Origin of the sequence: Rhodococcus sp. PML026 (assembly GCF_000963615.1) — a bacterium.
Classification (GTDB): domain Bacteria; phylum Actinomycetota; class Actinomycetes; order Mycobacteriales; family Mycobacteriaceae; genus Rhodococcoides; species Rhodococcoides fascians.
Map to the genome: position 1 here is coordinate 590,870 of NZ_KQ031370.1, position 23,062 is coordinate 613,931.

The 23,062-nt window shown below is 64.6% G+C and carries 26 protein-coding genes and 1 tRNA gene; 15 read left to right on the forward strand and 12 right to left on the reverse strand.

Annotated features, from left to right (window positions below):
• Positions 1-79 precede the first annotated feature (79 nt).
• The 6 genes from VF34_RS07270 to VF34_RS07295 all read left to right on the forward strand — a co-directional run bounded on the left by VF34_RS07270 (position 80) and on the right by VF34_RS07295 (position 5,892).
• The gene (locus tag VF34_RS07270) at positions 80-580 is read left to right on the forward strand and encodes a hypothetical protein (RefSeq protein WP_032375009.1); all 501 of its coding nucleotides are present in this window, start codon (positions 80-82) and stop codon (positions 578-580) included.
• Positions 581-917: 337 nt separating this feature from the next.
• Positions 918-2,762, forward strand: coding sequence for a molecular chaperone DnaK (gene dnaK, locus VF34_RS07275; RefSeq protein WP_027495655.1), 1,845 nt, complete (start codon positions 918-920; stop codon positions 2,760-2,762).
• Positions 2,759-3,418, forward strand: coding sequence for a nucleotide exchange factor GrpE (gene grpE / locus VF34_RS07280; protein ID WP_027495656.1), 660 nt, complete (start codon positions 2,759-2,761; stop codon positions 3,416-3,418). The genes dnaK and grpE overlap by 4 nt, the downstream gene beginning before the upstream one ends.
• Before the next feature lie 31 nt (positions 3,419-3,449).
• Positions 3,450-4,625, forward strand: coding sequence for a molecular chaperone DnaJ (gene dnaJ / locus VF34_RS07285; RefSeq protein WP_027495657.1), 1,176 nt, complete (start codon positions 3,450-3,452; stop codon positions 4,623-4,625).
• Positions 4,625-5,041, forward strand: coding sequence for a heat shock protein transcriptional repressor HspR (locus VF34_RS07290; RefSeq protein WP_045841157.1), 417 nt, complete (start codon positions 4,625-4,627; stop codon positions 5,039-5,041). The genes dnaJ and VF34_RS07290 overlap by 1 nt, the downstream gene beginning before the upstream one ends.
• Before the next feature lie 104 nt (positions 5,042-5,145).
• Complete coding sequence (locus VF34_RS07295) at positions 5,146-5,892, forward strand: FAD-binding oxidoreductase (RefSeq protein ID WP_032375010.1); 747 nt, start codon at positions 5,146-5,148, stop codon at positions 5,890-5,892.
• Between the two features lie 41 nt (positions 5,893-5,933).
• On the opposite strand, the gene VF34_RS07300 is transcribed toward VF34_RS07295, so the two are convergent.
• Positions 5,934-6,335 carry a MarR family winged helix-turn-helix transcriptional regulator gene (locus VF34_RS07300; protein WP_032375011.1) on the reverse strand — a complete coding sequence of 134 codons (402 nt, stop codon included), beginning with the start codon at positions 6,333-6,335 and terminating at the stop codon, positions 5,934-5,936.
• The gene (locus VF34_RS07305) at positions 6,332-7,747 is read right to left on the reverse strand and encodes an MFS transporter (protein WP_032375169.1); all 1,416 of its coding nucleotides are present in this window, start codon (positions 7,745-7,747) and stop codon (positions 6,332-6,334) included. Before VF34_RS07305 ends, VF34_RS07300 begins: the two co-directional genes overlap by 4 nt.
• 158 nt (positions 7,748-7,905) lie before the next feature.
• Here VF34_RS07305 and VF34_RS07310 point away from each other — a divergent pair, with 158 nt between their 5' ends.
• Positions 7,906-8,136, forward strand: coding sequence for a hypothetical protein (locus tag VF34_RS07310; RefSeq protein ID WP_027495662.1), 231 nt, complete (start codon positions 7,906-7,908; stop codon positions 8,134-8,136).
• A 1-nt stretch (position 8,137) separates the two neighbouring features.
• Here VF34_RS07310 and rsgA read toward each other — a convergent pair whose 3' ends face one another.
• The 3 genes from rsgA to VF34_RS25255 form a co-directional block, all read right to left on the reverse strand.
• Complete coding sequence (gene rsgA, locus VF34_RS07315; RefSeq protein WP_032375012.1) at positions 8,138-9,187, reverse strand: ribosome small subunit-dependent GTPase A; 1,050 nt, start codon at positions 9,185-9,187, stop codon at positions 8,138-8,140.
• A gap of 141 nt (positions 9,188-9,328) precedes the next feature.
• Complete coding sequence (locus VF34_RS07320) at positions 9,329-10,777, reverse strand: alpha,alpha-trehalose-phosphate synthase (UDP-forming) (RefSeq protein WP_027495664.1); 1,449 nt, start codon at positions 10,775-10,777, stop codon at positions 9,329-9,331.
• 52 nt (positions 10,778-10,829) lie between these two features.
• On the reverse strand, positions 10,830-11,003 hold the full coding sequence (locus tag VF34_RS25255; protein ID WP_008710019.1) for a hypothetical protein: 174 nt from the start codon (positions 11,001-11,003) through the stop codon (positions 10,830-10,832).
• Between the two features lie 105 nt (positions 11,004-11,108).
• Here VF34_RS25255 and VF34_RS07325 point away from each other — a divergent pair, with 105 nt between their 5' ends.
• The 4 genes from VF34_RS07325 to VF34_RS07340 all read left to right on the forward strand — a co-directional run bounded on the left by VF34_RS07325 (position 11,109) and on the right by VF34_RS07340 (position 15,729).
• Positions 11,109-12,857, forward strand: a complete 1,749-nt coding sequence (locus tag VF34_RS07325; protein WP_196249594.1) for an ABC transporter ATP-binding protein — start codon at positions 11,109-11,111, stop codon at positions 12,855-12,857.
• A complete protein-coding gene (locus VF34_RS07330) occupies positions 12,854-14,602 on the forward strand; it encodes an ABC transporter ATP-binding protein (RefSeq protein ID WP_032375013.1) in 1,749 nt (582 codons plus the stop codon). The genes VF34_RS07325 and VF34_RS07330 overlap by 4 nt, the downstream gene beginning before the upstream one ends.
• A 69-nt stretch (positions 14,603-14,671) precedes the next feature.
• Positions 14,672-15,244 (forward strand): TetR/AcrR family transcriptional regulator, encoded by a 573-nt coding sequence (locus VF34_RS07335; RefSeq protein ID WP_032375171.1) that lies wholly within the window; start codon positions 14,672-14,674, stop codon positions 15,242-15,244.
• Entirely contained in the window at positions 15,241-15,729 is a 489-nt protein-coding gene (locus tag VF34_RS07340) for an FBP domain-containing protein (RefSeq protein ID WP_032375172.1), read from the forward strand. The genes VF34_RS07335 and VF34_RS07340 overlap by 4 nt, the downstream gene beginning before the upstream one ends.
• A gap of 17 nt (positions 15,730-15,746) precedes the next feature.
• Here the strand turns inward: VF34_RS07340 and VF34_RS07345 are convergent, their stop codons facing one another.
• The 3 genes from VF34_RS07345 to VF34_RS07355 all read right to left on the reverse strand — a co-directional run bounded on the left by VF34_RS07345 (position 15,747) and on the right by VF34_RS07355 (position 17,366).
• The gene (locus VF34_RS07345) at positions 15,747-15,965 is read right to left on the reverse strand and encodes a hypothetical protein (protein ID WP_032375014.1); all 219 of its coding nucleotides are present in this window, start codon (positions 15,963-15,965) and stop codon (positions 15,747-15,749) included.
• 188 nt (positions 15,966-16,153) lie between these two features.
• Entirely contained in the window at positions 16,154-16,807 is a 654-nt protein-coding gene (locus VF34_RS07350; RefSeq protein ID WP_032375015.1) for a hypothetical protein, read from the reverse strand.
• A gap of 31 nt (positions 16,808-16,838) precedes the next feature.
• Positions 16,839-17,366, reverse strand: a complete 528-nt coding sequence (locus VF34_RS07355) for a hypothetical protein (RefSeq protein WP_032375173.1) — start codon at positions 17,364-17,366, stop codon at positions 16,839-16,841.
• A gap of 92 nt (positions 17,367-17,458) precedes the next feature.
• Between VF34_RS07355 and VF34_RS07360 the strand changes: the two genes are divergently transcribed.
• Together VF34_RS07360 and VF34_RS07365 are read left to right on the forward strand one after the other, a co-directional pair.
• On the forward strand, positions 17,459-18,268 hold the full coding sequence (locus tag VF34_RS07360; protein WP_045841158.1) for an alpha/beta fold hydrolase: 810 nt from the start codon (positions 17,459-17,461) through the stop codon (positions 18,266-18,268).
• A 90-nt stretch (positions 18,269-18,358) separates the two neighbouring features.
• Entirely contained in the window at positions 18,359-18,619 is a 261-nt protein-coding gene (locus VF34_RS07365; RefSeq protein ID WP_027495672.1) for an MbtH family protein, read from the forward strand.
• Positions 18,620-18,629: 10 nt separating this feature from the next.
• On the opposite strand, the gene VF34_RS07370 is transcribed toward VF34_RS07365, so the two are convergent.
• Positions 18,630-20,093: a threonine/serine exporter family protein gene (locus tag VF34_RS07370; RefSeq protein WP_027495673.1), complete on the reverse strand. Its 1,464-nt coding sequence runs from the start codon at positions 20,091-20,093 to the stop codon at positions 18,630-18,632.
• Positions 20,094-20,182: 89 nt separating this feature from the next.
• Here VF34_RS07370 and VF34_RS07375 point away from each other — a divergent pair.
• A tRNA-Thr gene (locus VF34_RS07375) sits at positions 20,183-20,257 on the forward strand.
• A gap of 164 nt (positions 20,258-20,421) precedes the next feature.
• Here VF34_RS07375 and VF34_RS07380 read toward each other — a convergent pair.
• Together VF34_RS07380 and VF34_RS24640 are read right to left on the reverse strand one after the other, a co-directional pair.
• Positions 20,422-20,724 carry a tyrosine-type recombinase/integrase gene (locus tag VF34_RS07380; RefSeq protein ID WP_045841159.1) on the reverse strand — a complete coding sequence of 101 codons (303 nt, stop codon included), beginning with the start codon at positions 20,722-20,724 and terminating at the stop codon, positions 20,422-20,424.
• Positions 20,639-20,932, reverse strand: a complete 294-nt coding sequence (locus VF34_RS24640; protein WP_080733397.1) for a WhiB family transcriptional regulator — start codon at positions 20,930-20,932, stop codon at positions 20,639-20,641. The genes VF34_RS07380 and VF34_RS24640 overlap by 86 nt, the downstream gene beginning before the upstream one ends.
• 202 nt (positions 20,933-21,134) lie before the next feature.
• Here VF34_RS24640 and VF34_RS07385 point away from each other — a divergent pair, with 202 nt between their 5' ends.
• Positions 21,135-21,863, forward strand: a complete 729-nt coding sequence (locus tag VF34_RS07385; protein ID WP_032375017.1) for a TetR family transcriptional regulator — start codon at positions 21,135-21,137, stop codon at positions 21,861-21,863.
• A 5-nt stretch (positions 21,864-21,868) separates the two neighbouring features.
• Here the strand turns inward: VF34_RS07385 and VF34_RS07390 are convergent, their stop codons facing one another.
• The gene (locus tag VF34_RS07390; protein WP_155289620.1) at positions 21,869-23,056 is read right to left on the reverse strand and encodes an MFS transporter; all 1,188 of its coding nucleotides are present in this window, start codon (positions 23,054-23,056) and stop codon (positions 21,869-21,871) included.
• Positions 23,057-23,062 lie beyond the last annotated feature (6 nt).

The window sequence follows — 23,062 nt, forward strand, 5'->3', positions numbered from 1 at the left end:
TCATAGTGGGGAAGTACCAACTGTCCCTTCAGTCACATCAGACTCACGGGTCACATCCCCTCAGCCACAGGAGTTGTCCATGCGACGTCTTGCCCGCACATCGATCCTGGCCTCGACGGCCGCCCTGGCCGCCGGCATCGGTGCGGTCGTCCTCGTACCCATGGCCTCGGCCGAGCCCGAGACCGAGCCCGCGATGCCCCTCGGCTCCGCAGTTCTGGAAAGCCCCGACCTGGTGGTCTCGATGGCCACTGTCTGCGACACCGCAGTCGAGAAGGCCCCCGAGGGCGGCGTCGTCGCACTGCAGGTCAAGGTCGAGAACAAGGGTGCCGACGACGCGTCGAACGTCAACGTCAACTACGGCGCACTGCCGGGTCTGCAGGGTCAGAACGCCGAGAAGACCATCAAGGCAGGCGAGGCAATGACGTACACCGTGCCGTCGGCCGATCGCGAATGGGTCGCTCGCCCCGCCGGCGCAGCTGCCTTCGCCAGCGCACTCGATGCCGACTTCATGAACAACATCACCGGCGGACTGCTCAGCTACAGCTGCATCCCCGCACCCGCCACCGAGCCTGCCGAGTAAATTTTCGTTCCGTACTTTCTCTCCCGCTGCGCCGCGACGATCCATCCGATCGTCGCGGCGTACTGCTGTGGAGGGGCTTCGCCCCATGTGCGTGGAACTTCGTAGCAGGGGTCGAGTTTTCACTCACCTGGGTCGTTCCGCAGGCTCCACTCCTACTCACATGCGGCGCAGCCGCTCCCTCGGGAACAAATTCGCCACACCCTCCGTTGTGCAGGTCAGCAGCCTTGAGTGGATGAGGCTCAAGTTGGAAGTTGACGCGATAGATCGCGTTGTGCAAACTTGAGCGGAGTTCGCTCACCCAGGGACTGGAACCCACGCAACAACAGGAGGAAACATTATGGCTCGTGCGGTCGGTATCGACCTCGGGACCACCAACTCGGTCGTGTCCGTCCTCGAGGGCGGCGAACCGGTTGTCGTCGCCAACTCCGAGGGATCACGCACCACCCCGTCGATCGTCGCTTTCGCCAAGAACGGTGAAGTGCTGGTCGGCCAGCCCGCGAAGAACCAGGCGGTCACCAACGTCGACCGCACGATTCGTTCCGTGAAGCGCCACGTCGGCACGGACTGGACCGTGGAGATCGACGGTAAGAAGTACACCCCTCAGGAAATCTCCGCGCGCACGCTGCAGAAGCTCAAGCGCGACGCCGAGGCCTACCTGGGTGAGGAAATCACCGACGCGGTCATCACCGTTCCCGCGTACTTCGAGGACGCACAGCGTCAGGCCACGAAGGAAGCCGGCCAGATCGCCGGCCTCAACGTCCTGCGCATCGTCAACGAGCCCACCGCGGCAGCTCTCGCATACGGCCTGGACAAGGGCGACAGCGAGCAGACCATTCTCGTGTTCGACCTCGGTGGCGGCACGTTCGACGTCTCGCTGCTCGAAATCGGCGACGGCGTCGTCGAGGTCCGCGCGACGTCCGGCGACAACCACCTCGGTGGCGACGACTGGGACGAGCGCATCGTGACCTGGCTCGTCGACAAGTTCAAGGCTCAGAACGGCATCGATCTGACCAAGGACAAGATGGCCCTGCAGCGTCTGCGTGAGGCTGCCGAGAAGGCGAAGATCGAACTGTCCTCCGGGCAGAGCACCTCGATCAACCTTCCGTACATCACGGTCGACGCGGACAAGAACCCGCTCTTCCTCGACGAGCAGCTCAGCCGCTCGGAGTTCCAGAAGATCACCTCCGACCTGCTCGACCGCACCCGTGCGCCGTTCCAGGCAGTGGTCAAGGACTCCGGCATCGCCGTCAAGGACATCGACCACGTCGTGCTCGTCGGTGGTTCGACGCGTATGCCCGCAGTCTCCGAGCTGGTCAAGGAACTCTCCGGTGGACGCGAGCCCAACAAGGGCGTCAACCCGGACGAGGTCGTGGCCGTCGGTGCTGCACTGCAGGCCGGTGTGCTCAAGGGTGAGGTCAAGGACGTTTTGCTCCTCGACGTCACGCCGCTGTCCCTCGGTATCGAGACCAAGGGTGGCGTCATGACCAAGCTCATCGAGCGCAACACCACCATCCCGACGAAGCGATCCGAGACCTTCACCACCGCTGACGACAATCAGCCCTCGGTGCAGATCCAGGTCTTCCAGGGTGAGCGCGAGATCGCCTCGCACAACAAGCTCCTCGGCTCGTTCGAGTTGACGGATCTGCCCCCGGCTCCGCGCGGCGTCCCCCAGATCGAGGTCACCTTCGACATCGACGCCAACGGCATCGTGCACGTCACGGCCAAGGACAAGGGCACCGGCAAGGAGAACACGATCAAGATCCAGGACGGCTCCGGTCTGTCCAAGGAAGAGATCGACCGCATGGTCGCCGACGCCGAAGCTCACGCAGACGAGGACAAGGCTCGTCGCGAAGAGGCCGAGGTCCGCAACCAGGCCGAGTCCCTCGTCCACCAGACGGAGAAGTTCGTCAAGGACAACGAGGACAAGGTCGACGCGGAGCTCAAGGGCCGCGTCGAAACCGCCATCGCCGACGCCAAGACGGCACTCGCGGGCAGCGACATCTCGGCAGTGAAGACCGCCGTGGAGAAGCTGTCGAGCGAGTCGCAGGCTCTCGGCACCGCCATCTACGAGGCTCAGGCCAAGGAGCAGGGCGGCGCAGAGGGTGGCGCGCAGGCCGCTGACGACGGTGTAGTCGACGCAGAGGTTGTCGACGAGCCCGCCGACGACACGGACAAGAAGTGACGTCGGGTAACTCCGAGCAAGAACCGGTCACTTTCGTGGACAAGCGGAAGATCGATCCCGAGACCGGTGAAGTACGGGAAGGTGACGCAGTTCCGGAGCCCCTCGCGGGCACCGGTACTGCGCCCCAGCCCGGCTCGGTGGACGAAGGGACAGGCGAGATCGTGGTCGAGGCGGAGGACACAGAAGATCCGCGCGACACTCAGGTCGCCGAACTCACTGCCGATTTGCAGCGCGTGTCGGCCGAGTACGCCAACTACCGTCGCCGCACGGATCGGGAGAAGCAGACGGGAGCGGAGAACGCGAAAGCGTCCGTCGTGTCCCAGCTGCTCCCCGTCCTCGACGATCTGGAGCGAGCTCGCCAGCACGGCGATCTCGAAACCGGACCGCTCAAGTCCGTGGCGGACAAGTTGGCGGGGGTGTTCTCGAACATCGGTCTGAGCACCTTCGGGGCCGAGGGCGACGCCTTCGACCCGGCCATCCACGAGGCCGTCTCCCATGAGGGCGACGGCAGCAATCCGGTCGTTGGCACGCTGATGCGTCCGGGCTACAAGCTCGGCGAGCGCGTGCTGCGTACCGCGATGGTCGGTGTGGTCGACAGTGCTTCCGAGGGCACGGCAACAGAAGAATCGGACGCACCCGCGTCCGACGAGCAGTAAAAAGAAATAGCGCGAGAGGAGGAAACGCCCGGTGAGCCAGCGGGAGTGGATCGAGAAGGACTTCTACAAGGAGCTGGGCGTTTCCTCCAGCGCTACTGCAGAAGAGATCAAGAAGGCGTACCGAAAGTTGGCGCGGGACAACCATCCCGACGCCAATCCTGGTAACGCCGCGGCCGAGAACAAGTTCAAGGCGGTCAGCGAGGCGCATGCCGTTCTCGCCGACCCGGCCAAACGTAAGGAATACGACGAGGCCAGGCGGCTGTTCGCGTCCGGTGGCTTCGGTAGTCGCGGCGGAGGCGGATTCTCGCCCGGTGCAGGCGGATTCGGCGGCGGTGGCCAGACCTTCGATGTCGGCGACATCTTCGGCCAGGGCGGCGGCGGCGACGGCGGAATCGGCGACCTCTTCGGTGGCCTGTTCAATCGCGGCGCAGCCCAGCGCCCGCAGAGCAACCGTCCCCGACGCGGCAGCGATGTGGAAACCGAGACCTCGCTGCAATTCCGTGAAGCAGCGCAGGGTGTGACGGTCCCGTTGCGGTTGACCAGTCCGTCCTCGTGCACCACGTGTCACGGCAGCGGTGCGAAGCCCGGAACGAGCCCGCGGGTCTGTCCCAAGTGCAACGGCCAAGGTGTCGTCAACCGAAACCAAGGCGCGTTCGGGTTCAGTGAGCCCTGTGACGACTGCCGCGGCACCGGATCCATCATCGACGACCCGTGCGTCGACTGCCGCGGCACCGGAGTGCAGAACCGCACCCGCACCATCACCGTGCGAGTACCGGCCGGCATCAGCGACGGCCAGAAAGTACGACTCGCAGGCCAAGGCGAGGCCGGGCTTCGCGGAGCACCGTCCGGCGACCTGTTCGTCACCGTTCGAGTCAAGCCCGACAAGGTCTTCGGCCGCACCGGCGACGACCTCACGGTGACCGTGCCGGTCAGCTACGGCGAATTGGTCCTCGGCACCACACTGTCGGTGCCCACCCTCGAAGGACGCGTGGGCGTCAAGGTGCCACCGGGCACCGTCGACGGCCGAGTGCTGCGGGTGCGTGGACGCGGCATCCCGAAGAAGTCCGGCGCAGGCGACCTGATGGTGACCGTCAAAGTTGCCGTCCCGCAGAAACTCGACGATGCTGCTACCGACGCTCTGAAGACCTATCTGGAAGCCGAGAAGGCCAGCGGATTCGACCCGCGGGCCGGGTGGGCAGGTGTGTGATGTCGGTCCCTCCCGAGGGCGGTTCCGCGAAAGCCGGTGGAGCACAAGGTGATCCCGACGCGCAGATCTTCGTGATCTCCGTCGCGGCTCAGCTGGCAGGCATGCATGCGCAGACGCTGCGCACCTACGACCGACTAGGCCTGGTCATCCCGCACCGCACCACCGGCGGGGGTCGACGCTACACACCGCGGGACGTCGCACTGCTCCGTGAGGTGCAGCGACTCTCGCAGGACGAGGGCGTCAACCTCGCCGGCATCAAGCGCATCATCGAACTCACCAACCAGGTCGAGGCCCTGCAGGCCCGAGTCTCGGAACTGGCGCAGGAGGTAGCGAACGTGCACGCGAGCTATCGCCGTGACCTGGTGCCGATCCAACGCAACGCCCTGGTGGTCTGGAAGCCGAAGCACCAGCGCTGAGTTCGCCGCCTTCCCCGCAAACGCGCGCGCGTTTGCGGCATCGGCAGCGGCGAACCCCGCGCGCGTTTGCGAGACACCCGGCATGGACCCCTATCCTGGTGCGCATGCAGGCGTGGAATTCGACAGTCGTTCAGTACCATCGCCTTCGGAACGACCTCGCGGTGATCAGGCTCGAGGGCGACGCGATCCCGTTCAGGGCCGGGCAATCGGTGTCCGTGACAGTGCCTCAGAACACTGCTCTGACGCGGCGATATTCGCCCGCCCTGCCGCCGTCGCTGGACGGCAAGCTCGAATTCCATGTGCGCGCGGTACCCGCGGGGTGGGTGAGCGGGTCGGTCGTCAACGAGACGCGGCCCGGTCATGTCTGGCAGATCAGTGATCCGCAGGGCGGTCTGCACGTCGACGATTCCGGGCGTGACGTCGTCATGATCGCGGGCGGTACCGGTCTCGCTCCGTTGCGCGCGATTCTGCTCGATCTCACGCGCTGGGAGCGGCCGCCGAATGTCACGCTGTTCTTCGGCGGCAAGTCGCCGCGCGATCTCTATGCAAGCGACATGCTGTGGTTGATGGCGGCCGAGTTGCCGTGGCTGACCGTCGTTCCCGTCGTCGATCAGCTGCACGAGCCGTGGGCCTCGGACCGCTGGAACGATCGTATTCACGACGAAATAGGTTCCAGCACATCCTTCTTCGAGCCGGAGCACTGCTGGGAGGGTGCCATCGCCGACGTCGTCGCGGTGCAGGGCCCGTTTCCCGACAGTCAGATCCTGGTGTGTGGTTCACCCGGCATGGAGGCCGCCACCGTGCGTGCCCTGGTCGAGATCGGAACCCCGCTCGCAGACATTCGCCGCTGAAGCCGAAGCAGAAGACGAAGCAGAAGCGCCGTCCCACCACATCAGGGCAGTCGCAGTATTCGACGCAGATGCGCCAGGTCTTCCGGCGGTAGTGCCGTGAATTCCGGCGGCGGGGCGTCGGCGATCGTGCGGGCTTTCTCGGCGAGGCGGCGTCCGGTGTCGGTGAGCCCGATGATGCGTCGTCGACGATCGTGGGGGTCCTCGGTGCGCAACACCAGTTCTCGCTGTTCGAGTTCGCGCACGTTCAGAGATACGTAGGGCACGTCGGAGGCGAGCAGATCGGCGAGTTCGGTGACCGACCGATCGCCGCCCAACAGCTTGATCAGCAGTTTCGCGCGCAGGAAGCTCATCCCGGTGGCCTCGGCGACGGCCCGTCGAGTGTCGTGTACCTCGAGCATCAGCGCTCGCATCTCGCGCCAGATCCGCGCTGCTTCGCTCGTCATACGAGCACCGGTTGGTCGATACGTTCGGCGGTCGATCGTGCCCACCGGCCGGTGGTGACCAGCGCGAGCACGGTCACGACCACGCCGGCACCGGCGATGACGAACCAAGCGGGCACGGCGGCGGCAGTGAAGCCGTCGGAGATTTCTCCGACGATGCTGGCGGTGACGATCGATCCCATGACGGCCACGCCGAGCGACTGACCCACCTGCCTGCTGGTCGACGCGATAGCCGATGCCACGCCGGCTTGGCTGCGCGGCATCCCGGACACTGCGGTGTTGGTGATCGGGGCGTTGACCATGCCGAAGGAGATTCCGAAGATCACGTATGCCGTCGCCAACCAGGTGAAGGATGTCGTCGGCGTCGTTCTGGTGAGCATCAGCGCGGAGACCACGAAGCCGAGGCCGGCCACGAGCAGGGGGATGCGAGCCCCGAGGCTGCCGACGATGCGTCCCGATATCGGCGCGAAAATCAGCGTCATCAGTGCCATCGGCAGAGTGTAGAGACCAGCGTGCAGAGGTGAGTAGCCGCGAACGTCCTGCAGGTACAGCGTGTTGAGGAACAGGAACCCGCCGAGGGACGCGAACGCACACACGGCGATCACCGTAGCGCCACTGAACGGTGCACTGCGGAAGAATTTCAGCTGGATCAGCGGTTCATCGATTCGCGATTCGACCACCAGCAGCCCGACGAGAGAGCCGATCGCGAAGGCACCCGTGAACACGATCAGCGGTGATCCCCAACCCTTCGCGGGACCTTCGATGATGGTGAAGACCAGGGACGCGAGGAACGCGAAGATGAGGAACTGACCTACCGGATCGAACTTCCTCGCGTGCTCGGCCTTGGATTCCGGGACGATCTTCAGTGTCATCGCCAAAGCAAAGATCCCGACGGGGACGTTGATCCAGAAGATGGACTGCCAGCCGGCGCTGGTGACGAGCACGCCGCCGAGTGCCGGTCCCGCGGACATCGAGATTCCGACGACGGCACCCCACATGCCGATCGCGCCGGCGCGCTCTTTGGGGTCGGTGAAGGTGTTGGTGATGATCGACATCGCGACGGGATTCATCATCGAGCCGCCGACGGCCTGCAGCATCCGGAAGGCGATGAGCCAGCCCAGCGACGGTGCGACGCTGCACAGCAGCGAGCCGAGCACGAACGTTCCGGTGCCGATCAGGAAGAAGCGTTTGCGGCCGTACTTGTCGGCCATCGATCCGCCGAGCATCAGCAGAGATGCCACGACCAGCGTGTATGCATCGATGATCCATTGCAGACCCGATACCGATGCATTCAGATCTGCGCGCATCGACGGCAGCGCGACGTTGACGATCGTGTTGTCGGTGCTGACGAGAAACAGGCTGAGGCAGCAGATCCCGAGCACGAGATATCGGTGTCGTCGAGTCAGCTCGGCCACGTGCACCTCCGCATATTTGCTTGTACATCTACAACTATTACATGAGTACTCCTAACTTGTTCGACGAGCAAGTGGCGTCGGGCTGGTCGGCGCCCGATAGGGTGTGTGTCACAGACTTGCTCGACCCCCGATACCTGCTCGGTGAATGGAGAACAACAGTGGCTTCCGAGATCGCACCAGGCGACCTGGTTCAGGCGTCCGGGCATGCAGGCCCGTGGAAGGTGCTCGAGATTCGTCAAGGGTTGGCGTTGCTCGAGCATCACGACGGGCATCGGCTGTCGGTCCGGACGACGACGGTCGAGGTGGTGCGCAAGGCATCGCCGCGCGAGGGCTCGGCTCCGCTGGAAGAGGCGGAGTCCGAGAGCCCCTCGCTGTTCGACGAGAGCTGACCTAGCGCCGCCCACCGTCGGCTGCGTACTTCTGCCGTAGCGACTTGGTCATCTGCTTGTATTCCCTCAACTTCTCGCTGCGCGCCCGCGCATCGTGGCGCGACGTTGTCCAGGCGTTCTCTCGCAACAGCTTTCGGTAGTTACCCAGCCGGCGTTCGGTGATTTCGCCTGTCTCGACGGCGGCGAGAACGGCGCAACCGGGCTCGTGAACGTGCGCGCAGTCGCCGAAACGGCACAGGGCGGCCAGCTCGTCGATATCCGAAAAGGCGCTCGCCACTGCGTCTTCCGATCCTTGTACACCCACCGATCTCAATCCGGGAGTATCGAGCAGGGTCAGTCCCAGTCGTGGTACCGGAATCAATTCCCGACGCACCGTCGTGTGTCTGCCCTTGGCGTCCGCCTCGCGAGTGGTGCCGGTGGCGAACGCGGTGCTCCCGATAAGAGCGTTGCCGAGAGTCGATTTACCCGATCCCGACGGCCCGATCAGCGCGACCGTGCCGTGCAGATGCGCTGTCAGCGAGTCGATTCCATCGGCCGACACCGCGCTGGTGCTGCAGACGGTGACACCCGGCGCGGCGGCCAGTACCGACTCTTCGGTGACGCGTCCGCTGTCGGTCTTGGTGATCGCGACGACGGGTACGCCGCCGCTGCCCCACGCCAACGTGAGGTAGCGCTCGACGCGACCGAGATCGAGGGCAGTGTCCGACGCGACGGTGACCACGACGGTATCGACGTTGGCACCGAGAACCTGTGCGGCCGAGGTCGATCCGGCACTGGCGCGAACTATGGCCGTTCGGCGGGGCAGGATGTCGATCAGCCGGAACGATTCCGCGTCCAGTGCCACCCAATCCCCGGTGCAGAGGCCGTCAAGAGTGGAGCCTGCGGAACGACCGCTGACACTGCCGGTGCCGCGCGCGATTCCGTGCTCGGTGACGGCGTCGAATTCACCGCGGTCGACGCGAACCACGCGGGCGAGAACTGCGCTGTGAGCATGCTGTTCGAACTCGTCACGCCAGTGTTGGTCGAGTCCGTATTCGAGTAGAGAAGACATGCGAGAAGTCCTTCGTGGAGGAGGTGTGAGGGCTCGGGTGTGTTCTCGTCCAGGTGGCCACGATGCCCACCTCCTCACTTCTCGCATGCACAAAACCGTCGACGGCAAACTAACAGCCGTCGACGGTGGGGGTAAAGCGATTTATCTGACGAGGTTGGTGCCCTCGGCCGGTTGTGCCAGAGCGGACAGGAACGAGCGAGCCCAGCGGTCGACGTCATGGGCGAGAACCTGCCGACGCATGGCTCGCATGTGACGCTTACCTGCCTCGGGTTCCTGTTCGAGCGCTCCGGTGATGGCGTCCTTCACGCTGTCCAGATCATGGGGGTTGCACAGGTACGCCTGGCGCAATTCTGCAGCAGCACCGGTGAATTCGCTGAGAACCAGCGCGCCACCGAGGTCGCTACGGCAGGCCACGTACTCCTTGGCGACGAGGTTCATGCCGTCGCGTAGGGGAGTGACCAGCATGACGTCGGCAGCGACGAAGTAGGCGAGCAGGTCCTCGCGGGGAATGGGACGGTGCAGGTAGTGGACCACCGGGTGGCCCACCTGGCCGTACTCGCCGTTGATGCGTCCCACCTGCTGTTCGATCTCACCGCGCATGGCGACATAGCTCTCGACGCGTTCACGGCTGGGCGTCGCCAATTGCACGATGACGTTCTCGGCCGGATCGACTCGGCCTTCTTCGAGCAGCTCTCGAAATGCGTTGAGCCGGACGTCGATTCCCTTGGTGTAATCCAGTCGGTCGACGCCGAGCATGATCCGTTTCGGATTGCCGAGGTCTTTGCGCAACTGCTTGGCGCGATCCCGGACGGCTTTCGTGCGCGACTTGGTGTCGAGGTCACCGGAGTCGATGGAGATCGGGAACGCTCCGACGCGCACCGTTCGGAAGCCGACCTGCACAACGCCGAGCTTGGACCGCACTCCGACGGTTCCGCGAGATGTGGTTCCCCCGGCGAGGCGTCGGGCAAGGTAGAGGAAGTTCTGTGCGCCGCCGGACAGATGGAAACCGATCAGGTCGGCTCCGAGCAGTCCTTCGACGATCTCGGTGCGCCACGGCATCTGCATGAACAGCTCGATCGGCGGGAACGGGATGTGCAGAAAGAAGCCGATGGTCAGATCTGGCCGCAGCATCCGCAGCATCTTGGGCACCAGCTGGAGCTGATAGTCCTGAATCCACACCGTCGCACCCTGCGCGGCTGCCTCGGACGTCTTCTCCGCGAAGCGGCGGTTGACTTCGACGTAGGCGTTCCACCAGTCGCGGTCGTACTCGGGCTTGACGATGACGTCGTGGTACAGCGGCCACAGCGTGGCGTTGGAGAAGCCCTCGTAGTACTGGGTGTATTCCTTCTCGCTGATCGGCACCGGACGCAGGTGCAGGTCGTCCTCGACGAACGGCTCCACGTCGACGTCGGATACGCCGACCCATCCCACCCAGGCACCCTTGTTGGCGCGCAGGATGGGCTCGAGCGCAGTGACCAGCCCGCCGGGGCTGCGCTTCCATCGTGTGCTGCCGTCGGGAAGTGTCTCCAGATCGACCGGCAACCTGTTGGCTACGACGACGAAATCCGAACCCTGCGAGGCGTCAGCCACAACTGTCCAATCCGCTTGTTGATCCCTGGGTAATCAGCCCTGCGAAAACCTGTCAGTCGGTCTTCGCTACGGGGTCTATACCCAGCATCGACAACAACATGCGGCACTCGTCTGCATCGGTCGCATAGGCGGCGACGACGCGCTGGGCCTGACTGGCGGTCTCGTACTCGAGTGGGACGATGTCTTCGTCGGCGATGTCGTTGTCGGTCGATGTCTTGGCAGGCATGGTGATCTCCGTACTCTCTGCTGGACTTACTCGGTGTTCGCTGGTGCCAACTCTATGTAAATGTGACACCCCATCGCCACTTCCCGATGCCATAGGCTGCAGCGAATGACCGATTCTGTCTCGCTTCACCATGCTCGAAACGTGGTGGAGGCACCTTTCCCGGCCACCGGTGGCGCGATTCTGCGCCGCACCGTACGACGTCGTCGCACCCGGTTGATCGTCTCGTCCCTGCTCTTCGGGGTGCATCAACTGTGCGAAACGATGGTTCCGGTCGCGATCGGTCTGATCGTGTCGCGGGCGATCGACACCGGCGACGTGACGGCGATGATCGTCTCGTTGGTCGGTCTCGCGGCTCTGTTCGTCACGCTGTCCTACGCCTGGCGCATCGGTGCCCGCATCATCGTCGTCGCCATCGAGCGTGAGGCCCACGATGTGCGGGTGGAGGTCGCCGGCCGCGTTCTCGACCCACGCGGACTGCGCACCGATCTGTCGGCCGGGGAATTGCTGACGGTCTCGACGTCCGATGCCGAGAAGGAATCGTGGATTCTCGACCTGATCGCGCGAGTCTTCGCGTCCGCAGTGGCGGTGGTCGCGTCCGCGGTGGCATTGCTGATCATCGACATTCCTCTCGGCCTGGCCGTCGTGATCGGCACTCCGGTGATTCTGATCGCGCTCCAGCGTCTCGCCCCGTTGCTCACCCGCGCGGCCACCGCACAGCAGGCCGAGATCGCCGGGGTCTCGGGAATGGCCACCGATCTGGTCAGTGGAGTGCGTCCGCTGCGCGGAATCGGAGCCGAGGACGCCGCGACTCAGCGGTTCGTGACGTCGAGCCGAACGGCACTGGCGGCCACGCTGAGGTTGGCCCGCGCCAACAACGTCTATCAGGGCCTGGCGGCGGCGGTCAACGCGTTGCTCGCCGTCGGAATCGCCGGTACCGCAGGCTGGTTCGCGTTGCAGGGTCGCATTTCGGTCGGCGAGCTGATCACCGTCATCGGGCTCTCGCAATTCGTCATCGAACCGCTGACCGGGTTGTCCAAGGTCCCCGGCGTGGTGGCGATGGTGCGTGGCTCTGCCGATCGGCTCGCACTCGTACTCGGTGCCGACCACGTTCTGCCGCAATCCGATTCCGCTGTGCCCTCGGGTACCGAACTCGCCGTCGACGAGGTCGGGTTCCGTTCGCTCGACGGCCTCACCTTCTCGGCTGCACCCGGCGAGATGCTCGGAATCGTCGCCTACCGGCCGCAGGACGGGGAGGCACTCGCCCAGGTGCTCTCCGGTCAGATCTCCGAGTCCGACTACGCCGGAACGGTACGGATCGGCGGCGTCGCAACAGGAGACATCGATCTCCGACGCGCCCGCGAGACCGTGCTCGTCGAGCCGCACATCACCGACCTGTTCGCCGGTACCGTCCGCAGCAACGTCACCGCAGGTCGCGCCCAGCCCGACGCCGAACTCGACCGCGTGCTCGAGGCCTCCGCGGCCACCGACGTCGTCGAACTGCACGAGGCCGGACTCGACCACGCCGTCACCGACCGCGGTGCCAGCCTCTCCGGCGGCCAACGTCAACGGGTCGCGTTGGCGCGGGCCCTGTCGGTCGACGCCCCGGTGCTGGTGCTGCACGACCCCACCACTGCGGTCGACGCCGTCACCGAGCACACGATCGCGCGCGGTATCGCGGAGCTGCGACACACCGGAAGCGCGGCGCAGACCACGATCCTGATCACCACCAGCCCTGCGCTGCTGTCGGTGACGCATCGCGTACTCGTCGTCGACGACGGCCGCGTCGTCGCCGAAGGAACCCACCACGATCTCGCGTCCTCGGACGCGCAGTACAAGGAGACGGTGCTGCGATGACCGCCCCCGAACTTCTTCCCATCGCCACCGGTGCCCGGTCGGGCCGATGGCTGTTGGAACAGCTGCGCCTGCGCAAACTCCGTACCGCGGTGACGTTGCTGCTCGGCGCAGTGGCCGCGGCGATGTCGTTGGTGCCCGTCTACGTGCTCGGCGTCCTGGTCGACCGCGTCCGCGACGGGGCAGACTCGTCGACCATCGTCGGGGTCGTCGTCGTGATCGCGGTGGCAGCGGTCATCGGCGGTGTTGTCACCGGCTTCAGCGGCTACTTGATCAGTACCCTCGGTGAGGGCATCCTGGCGTCCCTGCGTGAGGCCGTCGTGCGACGCGCCCTCCGTCTGCCGGTGGCCACGCTGGAGCGAGTGGGCAAGGGCGACTTGCTCTCCCGCGTCGGCGACGACGTCGCAGTGATGGCCAAGTCGATCGGCGAAGTGATTCCACAGCTTGTCGGAGCATTCCTGCTCGTGTGCCTGAGCATGATCACGATGCTCGGAATCGACTGGCGTCTGGGGCTTGCCGGTCTGGTGGCATTGCCGATGTACGTGCTCGCGCTGCGCTGGTATCTGCCCCGATCGGCTCCGCTGTATGCGGCCGAACGAGTCGCTATGGGCGAGCGAGCCCAGTCCTTCGTCAGCAGCATGCAGGGCGCAAAGACGGTGCGCGCCTACGGACTCGAAGCGGAGCACCTCGATGAGGTGGATCGAGCGTCGGCGAAAGCCCGCGACATCGGCGTCGACGTCTTCCGCCTGTTCACGCGCTTCGGCTCACGCAGCAACCGCGCCGAATGTGTCGGTCTGTCGGTGATCCTGCTGGCCGGATTCCTGCTGGTACGAGGCGATTACGTGACCGTCGGCGAGACCACGGCCGCGGCGCTGCTGTTCCATCGCCTGTTCAATCCGATCGGCACCCTGCTCTTCACGTTCGACGACATCCAGTCTGCCGGAGCTTCTCTGGCCCGACTGGTCGGTGTGGTCGACATTGCCGACGAGCGGCCGGTGGGCGACGGTTCCGTGCCTGCCGACGCCACCCTCGATGTCGTCGACCTGCGCCACTCGTACGACGGGGGTCACGAAGTACTGCACGGGGTCGACCTGCGTGTGGACGCAGGTGAGACGGTCGCGCTCGTGGGATCCACCGGTGCCGGGAAGTCGACGATCGCGGCCATTGCGGCCGGGTCCATGGCGTCGACGTCGGGCACGGTTCGTGTCGGCGGCGCGTCGCTGGACTCGTTGGGCCACCAGGGTTTACGCCGGCATGTCGCGATCGTCAGCCAGGAAGTGCACGTCTTCGCCGGCCCACTGATCGACGACGTGTTGCTCGCGGCACCGGACGCCGGCCGCGACGACGTGGAAGCCGCACTGCGGACCGTCGGGGCCTGGGGATGGGTCGAGGCGCTCGAGAACGGCCTCGACACCGCCGTCGGCGAGGGCGGTCACCAGTTGACCGCGGCGCAATCGCAGCAATTGGCTCTGGCGCGGCTGGTTCTCGCCGATCCGGCTGTCGCGGTGTTGGACGAGGCCACCGCCGAGGCCGGCAGCTCCGGTGCCCGTGAGCTCGAACTGGCTGCGGAGGCGGCGACGAGAGGCCGCAGCACATTGGTCGTGGCGCATCGCCTCACCCAGGCCGCTGCAGCGGACCGCGTCGTTGTGCTCGAGCACGGGAAAATCGTGGAGCAAGGTCCGCACGACGAGTTGGTCGCTGCCGGTGGGCGTTACGCAGAGCTGTGGGAGGCGTGGCAGGGTCGCTGATTGCTATAGCAATTTGCCTATATCTATTAGTTTTGGCTACGGTGTCCTCGGAAGATGGAGGAGGCCGACATGGCACGCGCAGGATTGACCGCGCAGCGCATCGTGGCAGCAGGAGCGGATCTGGCCGACGAGGTCGGCTTCGATCGCGTGACTGCCAGTGAGTTGGCGCGACGCTTCGACGTCAAAGTGGCGAGTCTGTATTCGCATCTGAAGAGCGCGCATCAGCTCAATGTCGGCATCGCTCTGCTGGCGTTGGAAGAACTGGCCGACCGGGTGGCAGAAGTGTTGGCGGGCAGGGCAGGCAAGGACGCGTTGGTAGCAGTGGCCGACGCGTACCTGGTCTATTCGCGCGAACATCCCGGCCGGTACGCGGCCACTCAATTTCCTCTCGACCACGAGACGGCGATCAACAGTGCCGGGGTGCGGCACTCGGCGATGATGAAGGCAATTCTTCGTGGGTATCACCTGAACGAGGCCGATCAGGTGCACGCTGTTCGATTGTTGGGCAGTGTCTTTCACGGTTTCGCCAGCCTCGAAGCGGCCGGCTCGTTCGCTCACAGTGCACCCGACTCACAAGAGTCGTGGGCCCGAATCCTCGACGGAATCGACACACTCCTACGGCAATGGAGGCAGGAACCATGAAGCCGATCTCCGAACGCGACATCAGATCGTCGTTCGTCAACTCGTCCAAGGGTGACGCCACTCGGCTTTCCCTCCCCGATATGTTCGACGAAACGCCGTGGGAGGATCTCGATTTCCTCGGCTGGGGCGACCCGAAGCTGGCGGGACGGAGCTACATCGTCGTACCGCAGGAAGATCGACTCCGTGCAATTGCGTTGCGATACAAGGCAGGTGGACCGCGGACTGCGCAGATGTGCAGCATCTGTCTCACCACCCACGCCAACGGCGGTGTGTCGCTGATGGCCGCTGCGAAGGCAGGGGAGTCCGGGCGACGCGGCAACACCGTCGGTACCTACATCTGCTCGGATCTCGCATGTTCTCTGTACGCACGCAAGAAGAAAACACCGGCCCTGGGACGACAGTTCAAGGAGGACTTCGACGTCGACACCCGCACGGTGACGGTGAGGGAGAACATCGACGCATTCCTCACTCGTGTCCTCGGCTGAATGTCGCTGCGCATGACCTAGCTCTTTTGGCTGGACCGCTGCGGGCGCAATGCTGTGAAAAGCCAGGCCGCTGCTGCGACGGTTGCCAGACCCCAGCCCGCGATGCCGGCCCATGGCAGATCCAGTCGCGGGATGGCGAGAACGCCGAAGATCACCAGAGTGGCGAACAGTGGCGAGAGTCTCTGCCGGGCATGGATAAGTCGAGTGGACTCGGTTCCCGTTTGTCGCATGCGCATCTACCCTCCTCGTCGATGTGTTCGGCGAACCTACAGTAAACCGGGCAATCGGGCTTCGCTGGTGCGCCCCGGTCGATGCTCTCGGAGTGTGGCACCCAACGGTTGCAGCGCGCACCAGCCCCGCACCGAGAACACGGTGCGGGGCTGGAAGAGGTTGTTGCTGAGCTCGATTCGAGAGAACCGGGCTGTCAGTCCTTGTTCTTCTCCGCGATGAACAGCTTCTCGATGCGCTCTGCCTCGTCCTTCTTGGCGTCGGCTTCCTCGGATCGCTCTGCGGCCTCGGCCAATTCGGCCTCGGACGGTGCTGCAGCCAACTTCTCCTGCTTGTCGACCTGGGCCTGCTGAGTTTTCTTGCGGTCCTCGGCTGCCTTGGCCGCCGCGGCAGCTTGCTCGTCGGCCTTCTTCTTCTTTGCAGCCGCTTCGCGTTCGGCCTCTTGGGCGGCCTCGCGCTTGCGCTGCTCGGCCTCCTGTCGCGCGTCGCGGGCGGCTTCCTGGGCTGCGGCGTCGGCGGCCCGGCGGTCTTGCTCGGCGGTCTCACGAGCCGTCTTCAGGTCGGCGTCCGCGGCAGTCTTCTTCGCACGTGCCTCGGCGTCCAGGCGTGCTGCTTCGGCGCGGTTCTCGGTGCTGTCGACCAGAGTCTCACCGCGATCGGCAAGACTCCTGTCTCCCAACAGGTTTCCGACAGCACGATCGAGGGATCCGAGCGTGTGCTCGTAGGCGAGCCGTGCCGGCGATTCTGCATCCATCTTTACCACGACGTTGGTCTCGATGAGCTGCAACGGAATTCGTGCGATCCTGTACTGAATTCTCAGGATGGTCAGTGGTAGGGCCAAAACACTCATGTAGTCGAACTCCTAGATCAGCAGTAGTGGGTCAAGCCTGGTTGCGAAGCTCTTCGGCTTTCTTGCGGTCGGCCTCGGCCTGCAGCAACGCTTCCTGGTGCTTTTGCGCAGCCACCATTTCGTCCGCATCTGCCGCGGCCTGCTCGGCTTTGCGCTCCTCGGTCGCTTCGATCTGTTCGGCCGTGGCGTCGACCTCGGCGGCCGCTCGTTCCTGCGCCACGGTCTCACGCTTGTTCTGCTCGGCCGCGGCCACCTGGGTCTCACGAACGTGGTCTGCGTTCGCCTCGGCAACTGCTGCGTTCTCCTCCGCGGCCTCGCGTCGACTGTCTGCCGCAGTCCGCACGTCGGCCAGCTCCTCGGCGGCCTCGGTAGCCTGTGCATCGGCGACGCGTTCGGTGGCCTGCGCCTCCTTGCGTTCGCGAGCCTGAGCGGCCTGCAACTGGCCCTCGGCCGTCAACGAGTCGTTGCCGGTGACAGCGCCGACGACCTCTTTGGCTTTGCCCTTGATCCCGTCGAGCATTCCTTTGCGTGCTTCGCCCGCTACGTTCTCGTCAGTCATGTAACTGCAGGTACCCACTGGCTGTTCGAGTAACCCCACGTCGACCTCGGACGATACGATCGCCGACGAAAGCATCAGCAGTGAGGAGACGTATGCCTATCGCGAAGATCAACGGCATCGACGTGAACTACCAGGTCAAGGGCAGTGGAGACCTGGTAGTTCTGATAATGGGCACCGGCAGTCCCGGCCGAGTGTGGGAACTGCATCAGGTACCGGCCCTCCTGGCGGCCGGCTACCGGGTGTGCACCTTCGACAACCGCGGTATCGCGCCGTCGTCGGAAAGTGCGACCGGTATCACCATCGACGCCATGGTCGCCGACACCGAGGGCTTGATCGAACTGATCCGCGACGGTGCCGAGAAGGCCTTCGTCGTCGGAACGTCGATGGGCTCTCGCGTCGCACAGGAGTTGGCTCTGAAGCGTCCCGATCTGGTTCGCAAGGCGGCGTTCTTGGCCGGGCACGCGCGGGTCGACGAGTTCCAGAAGACGCTCGCCCAGGGTGAGCGGGCGCTGTACGACAAGCGCGTCGAGCTGCCGGGCACGTACTCGGCCGCGGTGACGGCGGTGATGAACCTGTCGCCCGCCACGTTGCGTGATGCGCGAACGGCTCGCGATTGGCTCGACCTGTTCGAGTTCTCGACATCCTCACCATCCGCCGGGGTGCGCGCGCAGCTGGGCATGGACGACGATTTCGACCGCACCAATGCCTACCGGGCAGTGTCGGTGCCGTGTCTGTCGGTCGGGTTCGCCGACGATCGGATGATCCCCGCCTACCTGGGCAAGGAGCTCGCCGACGCCATTCCGGGGGCTCGATACGTGGAGATCGCGGACGCCGGGCACTACGGATATCTCGAGCGTCCCGAGGCCGTCAATGCGCACTTGCTCGACTTCTTCAAGGCCTGACGCCACCTGAGCACGACCTGCGTTGCTAGGGTCGTGTGGCACCTCACGGTGCAGACTTACCAATCAAACGTTCGCGACGAGTGAGGCGAGATGAGTACCAACCCGTTCGATGACGAAGACGGACGCTTCTTCGTGCTGGTCAACGACGAAGATCAGCATTCGCTGTGGCCGACGTTCTCCGAGGTCCCTCAGGGGTGGCGTGTCGTCTTCGGTGAAGACACCCGCGCTGCGTGCCTGGAGTACGTCGAGAAGAACTGGACCGACATGCGTCCGCGCAGCCTGCGTGAGGCCATGGAGGCCGACGCAGCTGCCCGCGCAGGTGCTGAGGGAACCCCCAGCACCGAGGCTTGAGTTCCGCCTTCTACGAAGGACTCGTACCGCGCCGCCGACGAACCGTCGGTCGGCGCGGTTCTTCTCTGCGGCGAAGCGTCGGGCGCAGTAGTTCCTCGGTGCGTGCCAGGATCCGGGGTCGACGCAGTGTCCGCGCACCCCACTCACCCAATGTGACGCCCGCAGCCAGGCCACAGCCGATGCCGAACGCCGCGAAGAGCGAGCTGATACCGAGCAGCAATTGGTCGTTGAGGATCGCGTACAGACCTCGGTAGAGCGAGAGACCGGGCAGCAACGGAGTGATGCCGGCGACGGCGACGATGAGCGGCGGAATGAGCGCTCGACGTGCGAGGAGACCACCGGCGAATCCGACGACCGTGGCTGCGATGGCAGACGCGATGATCGGACCCACAGCCAACGTCTGTGACATCAGGTAGACGAGCGCGCCCGCGAAGCCGCCCATGAATGCAGCCGTCAGTGCGCGCCGCTCGGCGTAGCAGGCGAGCGCGTAGAACAGTGACGCGGCCGCGCCGGCCAGGACCTTGGTGGGCACCTGTGTGATGTCCGGGGGAGGAAGGTTGCTGATCTGCGGCAGATCGCTCCCGATCAGGGCCGCCAGCCGCAGCGACGTGGCGACGCCGGCAATGATGCCGCCCGTCATCATCAATACTTCGAAGAATCTGGCCGACGCCGTGATCGGTGCCCCGGTGATCGCGTCCTGTACCGAGCCGACGAGCGAAAGCCCCGACAACAGCACCGTGACCCCGGCACCGATGATCACCGACGGGGAGATGTCGATATTGAGCTGATCCTGAAAGTTGTACAGAGTGATCGCCGGGGTGGCAGCGACGAATCCGCCGACCACCTGCTGAAAGAAGAAGGGCAGTCCGGCGCGGTTGAGGATGCGGCCGATTCGGTCGATCACCATCGTCGTCAGGAAGCTGACGACCGCGACCAATGCGCCGCCGCCGAGCAATACACCGATTGCCGCCGCCATGCCGGCCCACGCGAAGGTCGCGATCCACCGGTTGTACGGGTGCGGGGCCGAGGTGATCTCGTCGAGGCGGTCACGCGCGATGCTCGCCGGGACCACCTTGACGCGCACCGAGCGAATGAGTCGGTCGACCGCGGCCAGCCGTGTGAAGTCCATCGAGCGGTAATGGACGATGCGCATCGTCGACGCCGGCGGTCGCGTCGGACCGCGATGTGCGCTCAGCGTGATCGAGTTGTACGTGACGTCGACATCGCATCGTGCGAGGCCGTACGTCGCGGCGATGAACTGCACCTGCGTCGCCGTATCCACCGCAGACGTGCCCGACGCCAACAACACCTCGCCGACGCGAACCGCCAGCTCGAGGACCTCGGCGACCGTCGCATCGTCGGTCAGATCGATAGGGCGAAGAGGTGACGGCGCGGCGGTCGGTGTATCGATGGTGGCCCGACGCTCACCGGTGAGACGGCTCAGCGAAGCCGTCAGGTCTTGCAGGAAAGTCATGACCGTCTTTACGTTGCTGGGGTGATCCACCGACAAGGTACCTGTTGTCGCTGAGCGTCCGATGAACGGTATGCTTGGCTCGCTTCACTGCCTCCTTAGCTCAGCGGTAGAGCACTCGCCTTGTAAGCGAGCGGTCAACGGTTCAATCCCGTTAGGAGGCTCCACTGAAAAAGGGTTCTGAACTGGCATTTTGAGCTACTAGTAATGAGATTCATTGCCGATTAGGCGAGCTCAGTGTCACAGAATGTCACAAATGCCGCAGAACTCGCCGGAACAGCGCCTGGTGAGACTGCCTACTCCTATGTGGACGGTTGCGGACAAACGCCGGTCAACGCGCATCGTCGGATGGCTCGTCGCGACGCCGGACGAGTGACTGCAAAGTGTCGGCTGCGCCCAGTAGCGCATGGTTCTGGGAATGGACGTAGGTGCGCATTGTGAATGCGTTGTCCGAGTGCCCGAGCCATGCCGAGATGACGGCAATCGGCACACCCTGAAGGTGCAGCAGAGTCCCATACGTGTGGCGGGCGTCGTGGAGGCGGCACCGTTCATCTGTACGACCATCTGAGGCGCGTGCGCTCGCTCGGCGATAGTCCGCCCCAAACTCCATGTGGTTCGCGGGTGCGCACAGCATGTTCTCGACAGGCGGAGATCACCGGGCACGACGAGCAAATCTTCTTCGCTGCAACCTCATGCTCACCCGTAGGTGATTCATCCTCGCCGAAGAACGTGTCGCTCGGCCGTCCGCGACATGAGGCGCGGAGTTGCCATTCCCAGAATTCGCTGCGCGGTCGTGGTAGTGCGGCGGCCACAGTTGTGGCAATGCCGAGGTTTCGGGGCATGGTAGGAGCCTGTTCGTTCTGAACGACTATTGATAGTGCGGCAATTGTCCGAATGTGGCCCTGATTCGGGCGAATTTTACGTCTTCACAGGGCTGCTCACGCAATTGGATCGCGCAAATCCGGCTCCAACAGTAAACCTTACCGAATGCTTAGGTATGCTTGCCGAACTGACTGTGGGAGATATCGAAGGGGAGGACACGTAATGCCGAAGCAGGCAACATCGGAGAAGGTTGGTCGACAACGTCGCGAGCGTGGGTCGATCAGCGCCGAGGAGATCATCAACGGTGCGTTCGAGGTGGCTCGTCGTGACACGTTGGACAAGCTGTCCATGCCAGAGCTGGCCAAGCATCTCGACGTGGGTGTCACCAGCATCTACTGGTACTTCCGCAAGAAGGACGACCTCCTCAACGCGATGACGGACGAGGCTATCCGGATCGTGTTCGAGCAGTTGCTCCCCGTCGAGAAATCTGACTGGAAGTCCTATCTGCGTGAGCATTTCGCGCTGACCCGCACGATCTACAGTGCAGATCACACGCTGTGCGATCTGGCCCTGGTCCGGTTCGGCACGTACAGCAAAGAAGCTGTGCATCAGGTCTTCGTGGTCATGGAAGAGATTCTGGAGATGTTGATCGAGGCGGGATTCGAGCCGCAGTCCGCTCTCGAGGTCTACGAGTCGATGTCCGTGTACACCCGCGGGTCCATACTGCTCGAACGCATTCAACTCTCCGCCAAGTCGCCGACCATCGACGATCAGCGTCAGGCCCGGTTGATCGATCCCGTCGACATGCCGCGGTTGGCCGAACTGATCAAGACACGCTCGCTCAGCATGGTGGCGGACGACGACTACGACGCCGGAATCGGACATCTGATGACCGGATTCGAGGCGGTCCTTCGAGCCGACAAGCGAGCTCGCAAAGCTGCCGACGCCTGATCCGATCACGCCGACACTGCGGTTGGTCGAGCCTCGGCGCGTCCGCTGAGTGCAGCGAACGCGAACAGTAGGACCAATCCGACCAGCGCTGCCCCGGCACATGCGCCGAAGGCCACTCGATATCCGGCGGCGGTGGCCACGACGCCGATCAGTACCGCGCCCAGTCCCGACGCCACGTCGAAGAACATCGTGAACGTCGATATCGCGGTCGAGCGGCGCTCCGCGGGCGCACGGGCGATGACCAGTGCCAGCAGACCCGGGTACTGCAGAGCGATGCCGATTCCGAACGGGACGAGCGCGAGGTAGACGATCAGCACGCTGGGTGCGAGCGCGATCGCGGCGAGGCCGGCGCTGATAAGTAGCGTCGATACTGCGCCGGTTGTCATGGGTCCCAGTCGATCCGGAATTCGACCGCCCAGGATTCGCGCTGCCAGGATCACTGCGGAGTAGCCGAGAAATATCCACTGGGGACTGTTCGAACCCAGTTCGCCGATGTAGAGCGGCATGAAGGTGCTCAGTGCCACCGGTCCGAGGATGCCGAGCATCAGGACCAGACCGGGAACGACGGCGGGCAGATAGATCTCCGGCTTGCTGCGTGGCGCGCCGAGGTCTCGCTCGTGACGACGGGCGGCGCTGGGCGCGATTGCCGCGGCGGCGATCAGCGAGACGACACCTGCGGCGGCGAATGCCCATGCGGCACCGTAGTTCTGCAGTATCGGTTGACTGACGACCGGGCCCAGTCCGATCCCGGTGTACGGGGCGACCGAGAGATAGCTGATGACCTGGCCCTGCTGGGCGTCGGACACCGACGAGCTGACGATGATCAGCGCCGCGACCATGATCACTGCCTGCGCGACGCCGGCGAGCAGGCGCAGGCCGGACAGCCCGGCCGTGGTACCGATCAGTCCCGAGAAGACGAACGAGATGCCGCCGAGGATGCCGCACCCGGCGATCAATCGTGCTGCACCCCAACGCTGTACGCCCGCCGGGATCCAGGGGCGGATCGCGATGGCGGAGACGGCCGTGATCCCGACGACGGTTCCCACGGCGAGATCGGATCCGCCGAGGGTGTCGGTGATGTAGATCGGCAGTACGGGCAGGACCATCCCGAACGCGAAGAAGAAGAAGAACACGGCCGTCGCCGGTGCCAGAAAGGCGCCGTCGACGATGCGTGTCGTGGAAGTGCGCGGCATCGAATC

What these genes read in the sequence shown, in the direction of transcription:
- VF34_RS07270 (WP_032375009.1), top strand. Translation starts at nt 80, where the DNA reads ATGCGACGTCTTGCCCGCACATCGATCCTGGCCTCGACGGCCGCCCTG.
- dnaK (WP_027495655.1), top strand. Translation starts at nt 918, where the DNA reads ATGGCTCGTGCGGTCGGTATCGACCTCGGGACCACCAACTCGGTCGTG.
- VF34_RS07290 (WP_045841157.1), top strand. Translation starts at nt 4,625, where the DNA reads ATGTCGGTCCCTCCCGAGGGCGGTTCCGCGAAAGCCGGTGGAGCACAA.
- VF34_RS07295 (WP_032375010.1), top strand. Translation starts at nt 5,146, where the DNA reads ATGCAGGCGTGGAATTCGACAGTCGTTCAGTACCATCGCCTTCGGAAC.
- VF34_RS07300 (WP_032375011.1), bottom strand. Translation starts at nt 6,335, where the DNA reads ATGACGAGCGAAGCAGCGCGGATCTGGCGCGAGATGCGAGCGCTGATG.
- rsgA (WP_032375012.1), bottom strand. Translation starts at nt 9,187, where the DNA reads ATGTCTTCTCTACTCGAATACGGACTCGACCAACACTGGCGTGACGAG.
- VF34_RS25255 (WP_008710019.1), bottom strand. Translation starts at nt 11,003, where the DNA reads ATGCCTGCCAAGACATCGACCGACAACGACATCGCCGACGAAGACATC.
- VF34_RS07325 (WP_196249594.1), top strand. Translation starts at nt 11,109, where the DNA reads ATGACCGATTCTGTCTCGCTTCACCATGCTCGAAACGTGGTGGAGGCA.
- VF34_RS07330 (WP_032375013.1), top strand. Translation starts at nt 12,854, where the DNA reads ATGACCGCCCCCGAACTTCTTCCCATCGCCACCGGTGCCCGGTCGGGC.
- VF34_RS07335 (WP_032375171.1), top strand. Translation starts at nt 14,672, where the DNA reads ATGGCACGCGCAGGATTGACCGCGCAGCGCATCGTGGCAGCAGGAGCG.
- VF34_RS07340 (WP_032375172.1), top strand. Translation starts at nt 15,241, where the DNA reads ATGAAGCCGATCTCCGAACGCGACATCAGATCGTCGTTCGTCAACTCG.
- VF34_RS07345 (WP_032375014.1), bottom strand. Translation starts at nt 15,965, where the DNA reads ATGCGCATGCGACAAACGGGAACCGAGTCCACTCGACTTATCCATGCC.
- VF34_RS07350 (WP_032375015.1), bottom strand. Translation starts at nt 16,807, where the DNA reads ATGAGTGTTTTGGCCCTACCACTGACCATCCTGAGAATTCAGTACAGG.
- VF34_RS07355 (WP_032375173.1), bottom strand. Translation starts at nt 17,366, where the DNA reads ATGACTGACGAGAACGTAGCGGGCGAAGCACGCAAAGGAATGCTCGAC.
- VF34_RS07360 (WP_045841158.1), top strand. Translation starts at nt 17,459, where the DNA reads ATGCCTATCGCGAAGATCAACGGCATCGACGTGAACTACCAGGTCAAG.
- VF34_RS07365 (WP_027495672.1), top strand. Translation starts at nt 18,359, where the DNA reads ATGAGTACCAACCCGTTCGATGACGAAGACGGACGCTTCTTCGTGCTG.
- VF34_RS07370 (WP_027495673.1), bottom strand. Translation starts at nt 20,093, where the DNA reads ATGACTTTCCTGCAAGACCTGACGGCTTCGCTGAGCCGTCTCACCGGT.
- VF34_RS07380 (WP_045841159.1), bottom strand. Translation starts at nt 20,724, where the DNA reads ATGCTGTGCGCACCCGCGAACCACATGGAGTTTGGGGCGGACTATCGC.
- VF34_RS24640 (WP_080733397.1), bottom strand. Translation starts at nt 20,932, where the DNA reads ATGCCCCGAAACCTCGGCATTGCCACAACTGTGGCCGCCGCACTACCA.
- VF34_RS07385 (WP_032375017.1), top strand. Translation starts at nt 21,135, where the DNA reads ATGCCGAAGCAGGCAACATCGGAGAAGGTTGGTCGACAACGTCGCGAG.
- VF34_RS07390 (WP_155289620.1), bottom strand. Translation starts at nt 23,056, where the DNA reads ATGCCGCGCACTTCCACGACACGCATCGTCGACGGCGCCTTTCTGGCA.